12 protein-coding genes are annotated in these 12894 nt (G+C 65.5%); 10 read left to right on the top strand and 2 right to left on the bottom strand.

Features of this window, described 5'->3' with window-relative positions:
- Positions 1 to 25: 25 nt before the first annotated feature.
- From ACK4SV_RS02490 to ACK4SV_RS02455, 8 genes are all read left to right on the top strand, one after another.
- Entirely contained in the window at positions 26 to 541 is a 516-nt protein-coding gene (locus tag ACK4SV_RS02490; RefSeq protein WP_409916212.1) for a prepilin peptidase, read from the top strand.
- 102 nt (positions 542 to 643) lie between these two features.
- The gene (gene cpaB / locus ACK4SV_RS02485; protein WP_409916211.1) at positions 644 to 1489 is read left to right on the top strand and encodes a Flp pilus assembly protein CpaB; all 846 of its coding nucleotides are present in this window, start codon (positions 644 to 646) and stop codon (positions 1487 to 1489) included.
- 3 nt (positions 1490 to 1492) lie between these two features.
- Positions 1493 to 3094, top strand: coding sequence for a type II and III secretion system protein family protein (locus tag ACK4SV_RS02480; protein WP_409916210.1), 1602 nt, complete (start codon positions 1493 to 1495; stop codon positions 3092 to 3094).
- Positions 3095 to 3104: 10 nt separating this feature from the next.
- Positions 3105 to 3815, top strand: coding sequence for a CpaD family pilus assembly protein (locus tag ACK4SV_RS02475; protein WP_409916209.1), 711 nt, complete (start codon positions 3105 to 3107; stop codon positions 3813 to 3815).
- A gap of 35 nt (positions 3816 to 3850) precedes the next feature.
- Positions 3851 to 5254: a CpaE family protein gene (locus ACK4SV_RS02470; RefSeq protein WP_409916208.1), complete on the top strand. Its 1404-nt coding sequence runs from the start codon at positions 3851 to 3853 to the stop codon at positions 5252 to 5254.
- Positions 5255 to 5281: 27 nt separating this feature from the next.
- On the top strand, positions 5282 to 6763 hold the full coding sequence (locus tag ACK4SV_RS02465) for a CpaF family protein (protein WP_409916207.1): 1482 nt from the start codon (positions 5282 to 5284) through the stop codon (positions 6761 to 6763).
- On the top strand, positions 6760 to 7794 hold the full coding sequence (locus tag ACK4SV_RS02460) for a type II secretion system F family protein (protein WP_409916206.1): 1035 nt from the start codon (positions 6760 to 6762) through the stop codon (positions 7792 to 7794). The genes ACK4SV_RS02465 and ACK4SV_RS02460 overlap by 4 nt, the downstream gene beginning before the upstream one ends.
- 13 nt (positions 7795 to 7807) lie before the next feature.
- Positions 7808 to 8827, top strand: coding sequence for a type II secretion system F family protein (locus ACK4SV_RS02455; protein ID WP_409916205.1), 1020 nt, complete (start codon positions 7808 to 7810; stop codon positions 8825 to 8827).
- An 85-nt stretch (positions 8828 to 8912) separates the two neighbouring features.
- On the opposite strand, the gene ACK4SV_RS02450 is transcribed toward ACK4SV_RS02455, so the two are convergent.
- Positions 8913 to 9776 carry a tetratricopeptide repeat protein gene (locus ACK4SV_RS02450; RefSeq protein ID WP_409916204.1) on the bottom strand — a complete coding sequence of 288 codons (864 nt, stop codon included), beginning with the start codon at positions 9774 to 9776 and terminating at the stop codon, positions 8913 to 8915.
- Between the two features lie 113 nt (positions 9777 to 9889).
- Between ACK4SV_RS02450 and ACK4SV_RS02445 the strand changes: the two genes are divergently transcribed.
- Positions 9890 to 11257 (top strand): leucyl aminopeptidase family protein, encoded by a 1368-nt coding sequence (locus ACK4SV_RS02445; RefSeq protein ID WP_409916203.1) that lies wholly within the window; start codon positions 9890 to 9892, stop codon positions 11255 to 11257.
- On the opposite strand, the gene ACK4SV_RS02440 is transcribed toward ACK4SV_RS02445, so the two are convergent.
- Positions 11245 to 11922 (bottom strand): tetratricopeptide repeat protein, encoded by a 678-nt coding sequence (locus ACK4SV_RS02440; RefSeq protein ID WP_409916202.1) that lies wholly within the window; start codon positions 11920 to 11922, stop codon positions 11245 to 11247. The genes ACK4SV_RS02445 and ACK4SV_RS02440 overlap by 13 nt on opposite strands.
- Positions 11923 to 11984: 62 nt before the next feature.
- On the opposite strand from ACK4SV_RS02440, the gene ACK4SV_RS02435 reads away from it, so the two are divergent.
- On the top strand, positions 11985 to 12848 hold the full coding sequence (locus ACK4SV_RS02435) for an SDR family NAD(P)-dependent oxidoreductase (protein WP_409916201.1): 864 nt from the start codon (positions 11985 to 11987) through the stop codon (positions 12846 to 12848).
- The last annotated feature ends 46 nt before the right edge of the window (positions 12849 to 12894 follow it).

Genomic DNA, 12894 nt, shown 5'->3' with positions numbered 1-12894 from the left:
CAATAAAAAGCCGGAGACGCATGACATGGCCCTGATGATCCTTTCCGCCGCTTTCCTCGCCCTCTGCCTGCTGGCGGCGGGCCATGACATCCACCGGCTGATCATCCCGAACTGGCTGAACCTGACGATTGCCGGCCTGTTCGTGCCTGCCGCCGCCGTCTCCGGCCTGCCGCTGGAAATCATTGGCGGGCATCTGATGGCCGGCGCGCTGGCCTTCCTGATCGCCTTTGGCCTCTTCGCCTTCCGCCTGTTCGGGGGAGGGGACGCGAAGATGATTCCCGCCGTCGTCCTCTGGATGGGCCCGGCCGCTGCCTTGCCCTTCGTTTTCTATATGGCCATCGCCGGCGGCGTGCTGGCGCTCCTTGTGCTGACGGTCCGCCGCGCCATGCCGGCCGAGGCGCTGCCCGGCTTCATCCAGGCGCCGTTCCGGGAGGAGTCCGGCATTCCCTATGGCGTCGCCATCGCGGCGGGCGCGTTCATTGCCGGGTCGCAGTCGCTCCTGCTCTCCGGGCTTTATGAAGCCGCAGGCTCTATCGGTTAACGTTCCTTTAGGCGGGGCGTGCAATTTTTTACCTGAGTTTGACGTAACCCGTCCGGCCGGATTCGGCCTCAGGGTAGGCGTTGCAAGGGAGTGTAGCGGCCGATGTCACCTGTAAGAATCATAATCCTGCTCCTCGCCCTTGTGGCGGCAGGCGGCGCCGCGCTGATCGTGTCCCGCATGGGCGGCACAGAGGTCGTCACAGAGACGATCACCCAGACCCAGACGATGATCCAGAACCGCGAAGTCTCCCAGACCAAGGTTCTGACAGCAGTGCGCGACATGCCCATCGGCCAGCGAGTGACATCGGACGATTTGCGCTGGACGGACTGGCCAGAGCGCAGCGTCCTGCCATCCCACTTCACACGGGCCGCGAGCCCGGAAGCGATCGATGAACTGGCCGGATCTGTTGTCCGTATGCCGATCTACACCGGCGAGCCGATACTGGCCGCCCGGATCGTCAAGCGCGGGGAGGCCGGCCTGCTGCCTGTCCTGATCGAGCCGGACATGCGCGCGGTTGCCATCCAGATATCCCCTGAAACGGCGACCGGCGGCTTTGTGCTGCCGAATGACCGCGTCGACCTCGTCCTGACGTTCGAGCAGAAGGCTTCGCCGGCGACCGGCCTGATCGAAGACCGCATCGTTTCCCAGACAATTCTCAAGAATGTCCGTGTCCTCGCAATCGACCAGGCCATCCAGGCCGCTGAAGAGGGCAGCCCGACCCGTATCGGAAACACGGCCACGATCGAGGTGACGCCCGCCGAAGTGGAGATGATTGCGCTTTCCCGGCGGGTTGGCCAGCTCTCCCTCTCGCTCCGTCCGTTGTCGGAAGATGCGGTCCGCGCCGCGCGCGAGCCCCGCTTCGACCTGATGAACGGGGATGGCGGCGCCCGGGGCATCACGATCATACGAAACAGCAAGCCGGTTGCGGCCGGCGTCGGAGGCAACTGACCCATGCGCAGCCTGACTGTTCTTGCCGGCGCCGCGTGCCTTGCCCTTGCCCATGCGGGATCTGCCAACACCCAGACCGTTCCCAACAGCATGAGCGTCCGGATCACCGAACCGGGGCGCCAGGCCGTCTCCCAGCGCGCCACGCTCGGCGTCAACAAATCCATGATCGTCGAGCTGGACCGCCCGGCCGCAGATGTCGTGATCGCCAATCCGGAGATTGCCGACGCCGTGGTCCAGACCTCTCAGCGGATCATTTTCCGCGGCGTCGCCTTCGGCCAGACCAACGCGCTGATCTTCGACCGCGCAGGCCAGGTGCTCCTTGATCTGAACATCCATGTCGAAACAGACCTTGCGGCGCTGGAAGAAACCGTCGCCCGGCACGTTCCGGCTGCCCGTGTGCGCCTTGAAAGCCTGAACGGCAGTGTCGTGATGACCGGCCAGGTCGACAACCTTGCCCAGGCAGACCAGGTGGCCCGCCTCGTCACGGCCTTCTTCCCGGCCGGCGACCAGGCCCCGCAGCTCGTCAACATGCTCGATATCGCTGCTGCCGACCAGGTAATGCTGGAAGTGCGGATCATCGAAATGCAGCGCAGCGTGATCAAGCAGCTCGGCATCAACCTCTCTGGCTCTATCGGCTTCGGCGAGCTTGCCAGCCAGTCGCTGCAGCAGGTGTTCCAGAACGGCCTGCCGCTGTTCGTGGACGAGTTGACCGGGCAGACCAACACGCTCGGCGTCGGCACGCCAGTGCAGGCGCTGCAGCCGGATGCTCCCTTCTCGCGCTCGTTCACGGGCAGCACGTCGACCGCGTTCAACGTGCAGGGCCAGTCGCTGGGCGGCCTCTCAGCGTCACCGGGGTACACGAATTATGTCGGCGGCCGGCCTCAGTCCTCGGTTGGCGCATCGCTCAACGCGCTTGAACGAATCGGCATCGTCCGCACACTGGCAGAGCCGAACATTGTCGCGATGTCGGGTGAAAGCGCGAAATTCCTCGCCGGCGGCGAATTCCCCGTGCCGGTCGGCCAGAGCGACAGCGGCGAGGTCAAGATCGAGTTCAAACCCTACGGCGTCGGGCTCAGCTTCACGCCAGTGGTGCTGTCCGAGGGGCGCATCTCGCTCAAGGTCTCGACCGAAGTTTCCGAGCTGACGGCGCAGGGCGCCTTCCAGGGCGCCTCGCGCACGATCAACGGGCCGGATGGCCAGCCGATCGTGCTGCAGGGGATTACCCTCCCGGCACTGACGGTCCGGCGCGCGGAGTCGGTGGTCGAGCTTCCCTCCGGCGGCTCGATGATGATGGCCGGCCTCATCTCGGTGAAGGACCGCCAGACAATCGACCAGCTGCCCGGCCTGAAGAAGCTGCCTATCCTCGGGTCGCTGTTCCAGTCGCGCGACTTCCTGAGCGACGAGACAGAACTCGTCATCATCGCAACGCCTTACCTCGTCGGCCCGGCGGCCAAGTCCCAGCTGCGCACGCCCGCAGACGGCTTTGCGAACGCATCGGACGCCCGCACGATTTTCTTCGGCAAGCTCAACGAAACCTATGGCCGGGGCGGCTCTGCCATCCGGCCGGATGATTACCGCGCCCCTGTGGGCTTCATGGAAGAGTAGGGCCACAGACATGACCAGCCAGACCCGCAAACTCCCCGGACTGCTCGCGCTCAGCGCCGGCCTCGCGATGATCGGCGCCTGCGCCAGCAGCGCGCCCACCGCCGTGCCGCAGAGCTATCTCACCGGCACGCCGCTCGACCGCAACGCCATCGGCGTCGTCAAGCGTACCGAATTCCTGGAAGTGGCCCTCGCAGCCGAAGCCAGCGAGCTTTCAGATGCTGAACGCGCCCGTATCCGGACTTTCGTCGATCTCTATGCCCGGCGCGGCCATGGCCCGCTTGTTCTGTCCCTGCCGCAATCCTCCAGCAATCCGCAGCTTGCGGTGAGCGCGATTGCCGAGGCCCGCGCCATCGCCTGGGAACGCGGCGTCGAGTATTCGGAGATGACCGGCACAGCCCACGGGCAGGGCTCTGCGCGCAGCGAGCCGTTGATCCTGGCCTTCCAGCTCTATGATGCCGTGCCGCCGAACTGCGCGCAGCTGTCCTCGGTGGACCTCAGCAATATCGACTCCAACAACACCCTGCCGACGCTCGGATGCTCGGTGCGCACCAATCTGGCCGCCATGATCGTCGAGCCGGCAGACCTGCTCGGCGCCCGCGCGCTGGAGCAGGGCGACATGCTGCGCCGGCAGGACATCCTTGCAAAGTTCCGCCAGGGCCTCTCGACCCCGTCGGAGCGCAGCGCGCAGGAATCCGGCGCAGTTTCGAACGCAGTAAACTAGGGCCGGGGCACACCGGCCTCGTATGAGGTAGACAGATGGCCAAGGAAAAAGCTCTGTTCGAGGACGATATCGATCCCGACTTCGAGGATGTCTTCGGCGAAGAGATCACCTCGACGCCGATCGAGAAGGCGGCCGCCGCCATATTCGGCGAAACCTCGCAGATGCCGGCCGTCCAGCCGGTGGCCGAGTTTGTCGGCAAGCCGGCAAACCACAACCTGCCGGTCTTCGCCAACCACGATACAAGCGGCGGCGATGCGATGCTGCCCGCCATCTCGATCAAGGTCTTTTACGAACGCGAGGAGACCCGCAACCTGATGCAGTTCTGCGCGCAGGACCGGCGCATGGGCCGCGCCACGCTGGAATGCTTCGCCGGCGGGATCCCGGCAGCGATTGCATACCTGCGGTCCAGCCCGACGCCGAACCTGCTGGTGATTGAATCCAGCGCCGCGGCAACACAGGTCCTGACAGAGATCGACGCCCTCGCAGAACATTGCGACGAGCATGTCCAGGTCATGATGATCGGCGCCGTCAACGACATCATGCTCTATCGCCAGCTTGTCGCGCGCGGGGTTGCCGAATACATCGTTCCCCCGCTCCAGCCGCTTCAGATCATCCGGTCCATTGCCGGCCTGTTCACCGATCCGGATGCGCCCTTTGTCGGCCGCCAGATTTCCGTGGTCGGAGCAAAGGGCGGGGTAGGGGCCTCGACCATCGCCCACAATCTTGCCTGGGCCCTGTCAGAGAATGTGAAGGTCAACACCACACTCGTCGATCTCGACCTCTCCTTCGGCACGACCGCGCTCGACTTCAACCAGGACACGCCGCAGACGATTGCGGACGCACTCCTCGCGCCGGAGCGCGCCGATGATGCCGTGATCGAGCGGCTTCTGGCGCGCGCGACCGAGCGGCTTTCGCTTTTCACCGCGCCCGCCAACATCAACCAGATGATGGACATCTCCGATGAGGCGTACATGACCGTCATCGAGGGCGTCCGCCGCAATGTGCCCTATATGGTGCTGGACCTGCCGCATGTCTGGACGCACTGGCTGCGCTCGGTGCTGATCGCCTCGGATGAGGTGATCGTGGTCTGCCAGCCGGACCTCGCCTCGCTGCGCAATGGCAAGAACCTGATCGACCAGCTCAAGGGCCACCGGATCAACGACCATCCCCCGCGCCTTGTGCTGAACATGTGCGGCGTGCCGAAGCGGCCGGAAATCCCCGTGAAGGATTTCGCCGCGGCCATCGGCGTCGAACCGGAAATTGTGCTGCCCTTCGATCCGGAACTGTTCGGCACTGCCGCCAATAATGGCCAGATGATTTCCGAGACGAGCCCCGCCTCGAAGCCGGCTGTGGCGATCGATACGCTCGCCTCGGCATTGTCCGGACGGATGGTGCAGAAGGCGCAGAAATCCATCCTCAGCAAGCTCCTCGGCAAGTAAGGCAACTCACAGGCAGGCAACGGATTCATGGCATTCGGTAAACGTTCCGGCACACCTTCAGCGACCTTGCCCGGCCCGGCTCCGGCCCCTGCGGCTGCGGCCAAGCCGGCTGCGCCGAAGCCGGCGGCCCCGGCGGCCGCCCGCGCGCCGGATGCGGCCCGGCCCGCTGGTGAAATCAAGCTGAAGACGCCGGAATTCAAGCCGGAACCCGTCCGCAAGGTCAGTCAGCATTCGGAGCAGTATTACGCGACCAAGACCACGATCTTCAACGCCCTGATCGACACGATCGACCTCTCCCAGCTGGCCCAGCTGGACACCGAGAGCGCGCGGGAAGAAATCCGCGACATCGTGGTCGAGATCATCAGCATCAAGAATGTTGTCATGTCGATCTCGGAGCAGGAATACCTGCTCGACGACATTTGTAACGACGTGCTCGGCTATGGCCCGCTGGAGCCATTGCTGGCACGCGATGACATCGCCGACATCATGGTCAACGGCGCCGATACGACCTATATCGAGGTCAATGGCAAGATCGAGCGGACGAACATCCGTTTCCGCGACAATGCCCAGCTCATGAACATCTGCCAACGGATCGTCAGCCAGGTCGGCCGCCGGGTCGATGAGAGCTCGCCCATCTGCGACGCCCGCCTGCTGGACGGATCCCGTGTCAACGTCATCGCCCCGCCGCTGGCGATTGACGGGCCAACCCTCACCATCCGGAAATTCAAGAAGGACAAGCTGAAACTGTCGGACCTTGTCCGCTTCGGGTCGATCAGCGAGGCGGGCGCCGAAATCCTGCGCATCATCGGCAATTGCCGCTGTAACGTCCTCATCTCCGGCGGTACGGGCTCGGGCAAGACGACCCTCCTCAACTGTCTCACCGGCTTCATCGAGCCCGGCGAGCGGGTCATCACCTGCGAAGACTCCGCCGAACTCCAGCTCCAGCAGCCGCACGTCGTGCGCCTCGAAACCCGACCGCCGAACATCGAAGGCTCGGGCGAGATCACGATGCGCGATCTCGTCAAGAACTGTCTGCGTATGCGCCCGGAGCGGATCATCGTCGGCGAGGTGCGCGGCCCTGAAGCGTTCGACCTGTTGCAGGCCATGAATACGGGCCATGACGGCTCGATGGGCACGCTGCACGCCAACAGCCCGCGCGAAGCCCTCAGCCGGGTCGAGTCCATGATCACCATGGGCGGCTTCTCGCTGCCCGCCAAAACCATCCGTGAAATGATTGTCGGCTCCGTTGATGTGGTCGTCCAGGCCTCCCGCCTGCGTGATGGCTCGCGCCGTATCATGTGCGTCACCGAAGTCCTCGGCCTCGAAGGCGATACGATCGTGCTTCAGGACATCCTGAAATACGAGATGGAAGGCGAAGATGAAAATGGCAAGATCATCGGCCGCCATCGCGGCATGGGTATCGGCCGCCCGCGCTTCTGGGAGCGCGCAGCCTATTACAATATGGAGCGCGAACTCGCCGCAGCCCTTGATGAACTGAACGGTGCATGATGAGCGGCTCACTGATGATCTATATCGTCGCAGGCCTCGCTTTCCTGGCGATCCTGGGCCTCGGCCTCGTCTTCACCGGAGGGCAGGACGAAGCAGCCCGCAAGCGCGCCAAGGCCATCGGCAGCGGAAAAACCGGCGCAACGCGCGCAGGCCACAAAGTCATTGACGAGAATGCCCGCCGGCGCGCGAAAACGCAGGAAATGCTCGAAGGCCTGCGCCGCCAGGACAAGGAGCGCCGCCGCAACAATCCGATGCGCGATATCGGCTCGCAACTTGTCCAGGCGGGTCTTGAAATCTCCGTACCCGTCTTCTGGATGATGTCGGTCATCTGCGGTGTGGTCTGCGCGGGGGCCGTCTATCTCTCTGGGGCAGACGGGCTCGTCATCAATGGCATTGCCTTCAAGAATCAGTTCGTACTCGTCGGCGCCGCCTTCTTTGCCGGCACGCTCGGCCTGCCGCGCATGGCCGTCGGCATGATGATCAAGGGCCGGCACAAGAAGATGGTCAATCAGTTCGCCGACGCGCTCGACATCATCGTGCGCGGTGTCAAATCCGGCCTGCCGCTGAACGAGTGTATCCGGATCATCGCCAAGGAAAGCCCGGAGCCGCTGCGCAAGGAATTCCTCACCTTCGCCGATAATCTCGCCATGGGCGTTGGTCTCGACCGCTCGCTCGCCGCACTTTATAAACGGATGCCGCTGCAGGAAATCAACTTCTTCGCCATCGTGCTGATGATCCAGGCCAAGGCAGGCGGCAACCTCTCGGAGGCCCTCGGCAACCTGTCCAGCGTCATCCGTTCCAGGAAGATGATGCGCGAGAAGGTCAATGCCCTCTCCTCGGAAGCCAAGGCCTCGGCCATGATCATCGGCGCACTGCCGTTTGCGGTGGGCTTCATGGTGTTCCTGACCACGCCCGACTATATCATGGAACTGTTCCGTACAGAGACGGGCCACGTAATCCTCGTGATGGCGGCCGGCATGATGGCATCCGGCATCATGGTGATGCGCAACATGATCAATTTCGACATGTAGGGGCGGGCAGGCGATGTATGAATTCCTCCTCTCCTTCACCAAGCCGGAAACGGCGGCGGCCTGGCTCGTTGCCGTGGCGGTCTTCGGCACGATGATGACCATTTTCCTGCCCTATCTTCAGGGCAACAAGCTGGAGACCCGCCTGAAGGCGGTGGCGACCCAGCGGGAAAAGCTGCGCAAGCAGAACCGCGCCGCGCTGGAAAGCAAGAGCCTCCGCCGCCGGGATGAAAGCCTTGTCGGCGAGATCTCCTCCAAGCTGAACCTCGCCAAGGCGCTGGAAGATCCCAACGTCGTGAAGTTGATGAACCAGGCGGGCCTGCGCGGGCCGGGACCGATCTCGGCCTTCTACTTTGCCCGTATGGCGCTGCCTTTTGCCGGCGCCGGGCTCGTCTTCTTCTACATCTTCTTCGTCAATGATCACGGCTTCGGCACCTTCCTGAAATACGGGTCGGTCATCTTCGGCGCCGCTGCCGGCTTCTATGCGCCGAACATCTATATCAGCAACCTCGCCCAGAAGCGGCAGAAGTCGATCATGCGGGCCTTCCCGGACTCCCTCGACATGCTGCTGATCTGCGTCGAGGCCGGCATGTCGATCGAGATGGGGTTCAACAAGGTCAGCCAGGAAATCGGCACCGCCTCACCGGAACTCGCCGAGGAATTCGGCATGACGGTGGCAGAACTCTCCTACCTGCCGGACCGCCGCCAGGCCTATGAAAACCTTGCCCTGCGGACGGGCCATGAAGGTGTGAAGGCCGTCTGTATGGCGCTCGGCCAGGCGGAGCGTTACGGCACGCCGCTCGGCGATGCGCTGCGGATGATGGCGAAGGAGAACCGCGAGATGCGGATGTCCGACGCCGAGAAGAAAGCCGCCGCCCTGCCGGCCCAGCTCACCGTGCCGATGATCCTGTTCTTCCTGCCGGTCCTGTTCCTTGTCGTGCTTGGCCCCGCCTACATCAAGTATAACCAGATGCAGGAAAAGAATGATGCGGCGCCCGCGATCACGCAGGCCGCCCCATCCTCAGACCTCGCCTGATCTCTAGCCCCTGAAACCGAAAACGCAGCGCCCGGACCGGGGCGCTGCGTTTTTGTTTGTCCAGGGAGAGTGGAGGCGAACCGTTCTAGTTCCGCAGGCGCCGCAGCTGCCGCCCGCCGGCATCTTCCTCTGTGTCCAGCCCCGCAGGCCCGCCGGGCGCTGCCAGCGCCTCATAGACCCGGCCCGGCGAGACAAGCGCCCGGACAAGACGGGCGTTCTGCTCGGCAATCGAGGCGGGCGCGCCCTCGCCGCTCACAGCGGTCATCTCGTCAAACCGGCCCTGCAGGCCCAGCACGAGCGCGAGGTTCTGCTGCACGCGCGTATCCGCCTGCGGCTGCGCGGAGGCAAGGCGCAGCTGGCGCTCGGCCCCGGCAAGATCGCCTGACAGCATCAGCGACAGTCCATAATTGGTCAGCGTCGTCACCCGCGACGGCTCCAGCGTCAGCGCGCGCTGGTAGGCAGCCTGCGCCATGCGGTGGTCGCCGGCCTGGTCATAGGCGGTGCCCAGCGCGGCCCAGGTCTCGGCCCGGTCCGGCGCGGCCTCGGCGGCGCGCTCGAACGCGAACCGGGCCGGGCCAGCCTCGCCGGCAGCCATCCGGATCCGGCCCAGCATCATGTGAATATCGGCATTGCGGGGATGGATCACCGCCGCCTGGCCCAGCACCTCCAGGGCCCGCGCCTCGCTGCCAATCGCGCGAAGAGCTGTCGCAAATTCCAGCGCGACGGCTGCGTCCTGCGGTTGCTTGCGCTGTTCCTGCGCCCAGAAGCTCGCCCGCGTCAGCGGGTCGGCCCGGTTCGCCGCTTCGCGCTCCTCCGCCGAGGCCGGCTGCATCGCCGCCTCCATCGCCTTGGCAAGTTCTGCTTCCGGTCCTGCCGGGCTGCTGGCGCAGGCCGACGCAGCGGTCAGGGCAACCAGCAGGCCGGCAAAGGGCATTTTGGCACTGGACATCGTCAGGCTCCGTGTGTGTATCGGCACGTTCTGCCCGGACACTCGCGCGTCCGGGTCAAGGTTCGGTTAACGCCGCTGCCAGTTCCATTAACCACACGGTCCCGGTTTTCCCGATGCACAAGAGTTTCGTTTCCGCCCCTGAGGCCGCTGCCCGCGTCTGGCTGTTCACTTCCGCCGGGTTTGCCGCGCTGAGCGCCGATCCGTTCCCGGAGGCCCGCGCCATCGCCGCAGCGCAGGGCTTCACCGGCGGCGCGGGCCAGGCCGTGCTGGTGCCGGGGCAGGGCGGCGCGCTCGCCGAAGTGCTCTTTGGTCTCGGCGAGGGTCAGGACAAGCTGGCGGTCGCCGCGCTTGCCGCCCGGCTGCCGGCCGGCGATTACCAGATCGCCGAAACGGGCGGCCTGTCTTTCGCGTCCATCGCCGCGGGCTGGGCGGACGGCGCCTACCGGTTCGAAACCTACCGCAAGGAGCGCACGGCGCCGCCCCGGCTCGTGATCCCCGAAACCGAGGATGCCGCCCGCCTGTCGCGCGAAGCCGACGCCGTCACCCTGCTGCGCGACCTCGTCAACACGCCCGCCGCCGATATGGGCCCGTCAGAGCTTGAAGCCCGGATGCGCGCCCTTGCCGAGCGCCATGATGCGCGTGTTGCCTCCATCATCGGCGAATCCCTCATCGAGCATGACTATCCGATGATCCATGCCGTCGGCCGGGCCGGGGCAGATGCACCGCGCTTCCTCGAGCTTGAATGGGGCAAGCCCGGCCAGCCGAAGATCGCCTTCGTCGGCAAGGGCATCACCTTCGATTCCGGCGGCCTGAACATCAAGCCGGGCGAGGGTATGCGCATCATGAAAAAGGATATGGGCGGGGCTGCCCATGCCATCGCGCTTGCCAGCCTCGTCATGGAGGCCCGCCTGCCGGTGCACCTGAAACTCTATGTCTCCGCCGCCGAGAACGCGATTTCCGGCAACGCCTTCCGCCCCGGCGACATCCTCTCCAGCCGCAAGGGCCTGACGGTCGAGATCGACAATACCGACGCCGAAGGCCGTCTCGTCCTTGCCGATGCGCTCACCCGCGCCTGCGAGGAAAGCCCCGACCTGCTGATCGACTTTGCCACCCTCACCGGCGCTGCCCGCGTCGCGCTGGGGCCGGACCTTGCCCCGCTCTATACCGATGATGACGCGCTCGCCGCAGACATCCTCGCCGCCAGCGCGGCGACCGGCGACCCTGTCTGGCGGATGCCGCTCTGGCAGCCCTATCTCGATTACCTGCGCAGCCCGATTGCCGATCTCGTCAATTCCGGCGGCGGCGGAATGGCGGGCTCGATCACGGCGGCGCTGTTCCTCAAACAGTTCGTCACCGCGAAAAGCTGGGCGCATTTCGATGTCTGGGCCTGGCGCAAAGCGAAGTATGGCCGCCCGGATGGGGCCGCCGCCTGCGGCCTGCGCGCGGTCTGGGCAATGCTGGAGGCGCGTTACTCGCGCTGACCGGCCTCGGTCTTGAGCCGGATCGCCTCGCGCACCCGGCCGCGAACCAGCAATGTATCGATATTCTTCGGGTCTGCCGCCATCGCGGCCTGAACATCGCGCATCGCGGCGTCATAATCGCCGAGGTTCAGGAACACTTCAGCCCGCATCTGATGGGCGAGGCCATCCTCCGGCGCGTCGGCAATCAGCCGGTCGAGGTCGGACTTCGCCTCGCTCCAGCGGTCGATCAGCATGTGCGCGCTTGCCCGGTCCAGCAATAGTTCGGGGGTCGCCGGCATCAGCTTCAGCGCTTCGGTGAACGCCACCGCCGCCGCCTCCGCCGCGCCAATCTGCATCCAGGCATTGCCGGCCTGCGCAAAATACAGCGCGCGCTGCTCCATCGTGCCGCCATCGACCGCCGTCGCCAGCCGCTCCAGACGGATCGCGCCTTCCTCGACATTGCCCAGCGCGATCAGCGCCAGCGCCGTGCACTGGCGCGCGCCCGGCCGGTTGCCCTCGAAGGTCCAGGCCAGCCCGTCCTCATAGGCTTCCGACGGCGCGGTCTCGATCTTGGCGACGCAGGTTTCCAGCCGCCGGGCCTCGTTGGCGGCGATTTCCGCCCCGGCCACAGTCCCGGTATTCTGCAGGAACATCACCGCCGCAGCGGTCATCGCGATCAGCGCCATGGGCAGGACACTCCATTGCCTCTATGTCTTGCCCACAGGCACGAAGGAAGGGCCGCAGGCAAATGACAGATCAGCCATCTCTGCTGTTTGTTTTCGGGCTTGGCTACAGCGCGGAGCAGCTTGCCGCGCAGCTGATCCCCGCCGGCTGGCAGGTTGCCGGCACCGTGCGGACGCCGGAAAAAGCCGCCAGACTCAAGGCTTCCGGCATCGCCGCCTCTGTCTGGGGCGGGCAGGGCACGCCGGACATTCCAGATGGCGCCCACTGGCTCGTCACCCTGCCGCCAGACCGGGAAGGCTGCCCCGCCGCGCGCGCCGCCGGCCAGTTGGCAGGCAGCGCTGCCTCGATCACCTACCTCTCCACCACCGGTGTCTATGGCGACCTTCGCGGCGGCTGGGCCTTCGAATGGTCACCCGTGGCACCCGCCTCTCCGCGCGCCGAAGCCAGAGTGAAGGCCGAGACCCAGTGGCTGGACGCGAGCCAGGGCCGCGCCCGCATCGTGCGCTTGCCCGGCATCTATGGCGGGGGCCGCTCTCCCTTCGAACGCCTGCGCGAGGGCACCGCCCAACGCATCATCAAGCCCGGCCAGGTCTTCTCCCGCGTGCATGTCGCGGACATCGCCTCCGGCCTTGCCGCGCTGCTCGCCCGGCCGGAGGCGTCCGGCGTCTTCCACCTGTGCGATGACCTTCCCGCCCCGCCGCAGGATGTCACCGCCCATGCCGCCGCGCTCCTCGGCCTCGCGCCGCCCCCGGAGGTTCCCTTCGAGGCGGCAGACCTCAGCCCGATGGCGGCGAGTTTCTATGCTGAGTGCAAGCGCGTCTCGAATGCCCGGGCCAAGGCCGCGCTCGGCTGGCGCCCGCGCTATCCCACCTACCGCGAAGGCCTCGAAGCCATCCTCACGGAGGAAACCGGCGCGCTAGCCCGCTGATTTTTCTTGCCGTTGCCGCATTCGCGCCCTGTTGGCGCCGCGCCGT

It is taken from the genome of Hyphomonas sp. (assembly GCF_046313735.1).
Taxonomy (GTDB): domain Bacteria; phylum Pseudomonadota; class Alphaproteobacteria; order Caulobacterales; family Hyphomonadaceae; genus Hyphomonas.
Note: the sequence above shows the minus strand (reverse complement) of the source record. Positions and strands in the feature narration are given on the sequence as shown.

Coding starts and splice junctions, on each gene's coding strand:
- ACK4SV_RS02490 (WP_409916212.1), top strand. CDS start 26: ATGGCCCTGATGATCCTTTCCGCCGCTTTCCTCGCCCTCTGCCTGCTG.
- ACK4SV_RS02445 (WP_409916203.1), top strand. CDS start 9,890: ATGCACAAGAGTTTCGTTTCCGCCCCTGAGGCCGCTGCCCGCGTCTGG.
- cpaB (WP_409916211.1), top strand. CDS start 644: ATGTCACCTGTAAGAATCATAATCCTGCTCCTCGCCCTTGTGGCGGCA.
- ACK4SV_RS02440 (WP_409916202.1), bottom strand. CDS start 11,922: ATGGCGCTGATCGCGATGACCGCTGCGGCGGTGATGTTCCTGCAGAAT.
- ACK4SV_RS02455 (WP_409916205.1), top strand. CDS start 7,808: ATGTATGAATTCCTCCTCTCCTTCACCAAGCCGGAAACGGCGGCGGCC.
- ACK4SV_RS02450 (WP_409916204.1), bottom strand. CDS start 9,776: ATGTCCAGTGCCAAAATGCCCTTTGCCGGCCTGCTGGTTGCCCTGACC.
- ACK4SV_RS02460 (WP_409916206.1), top strand. CDS start 6,760: ATGATGAGCGGCTCACTGATGATCTATATCGTCGCAGGCCTCGCTTTC.
- ACK4SV_RS02465 (WP_409916207.1), top strand. CDS start 5,282: ATGGCATTCGGTAAACGTTCCGGCACACCTTCAGCGACCTTGCCCGGC.
- ACK4SV_RS02435 (WP_409916201.1), top strand. CDS start 11,985: ATGACAGATCAGCCATCTCTGCTGTTTGTTTTCGGGCTTGGCTACAGC.
- ACK4SV_RS02470 (WP_409916208.1), top strand. CDS start 3,851: ATGGCCAAGGAAAAAGCTCTGTTCGAGGACGATATCGATCCCGACTTC.
- ACK4SV_RS02475 (WP_409916209.1), top strand. CDS start 3,105: ATGACCAGCCAGACCCGCAAACTCCCCGGACTGCTCGCGCTCAGCGCC.
- ACK4SV_RS02480 (WP_409916210.1), top strand. CDS start 1,493: ATGCGCAGCCTGACTGTTCTTGCCGGCGCCGCGTGCCTTGCCCTTGCC.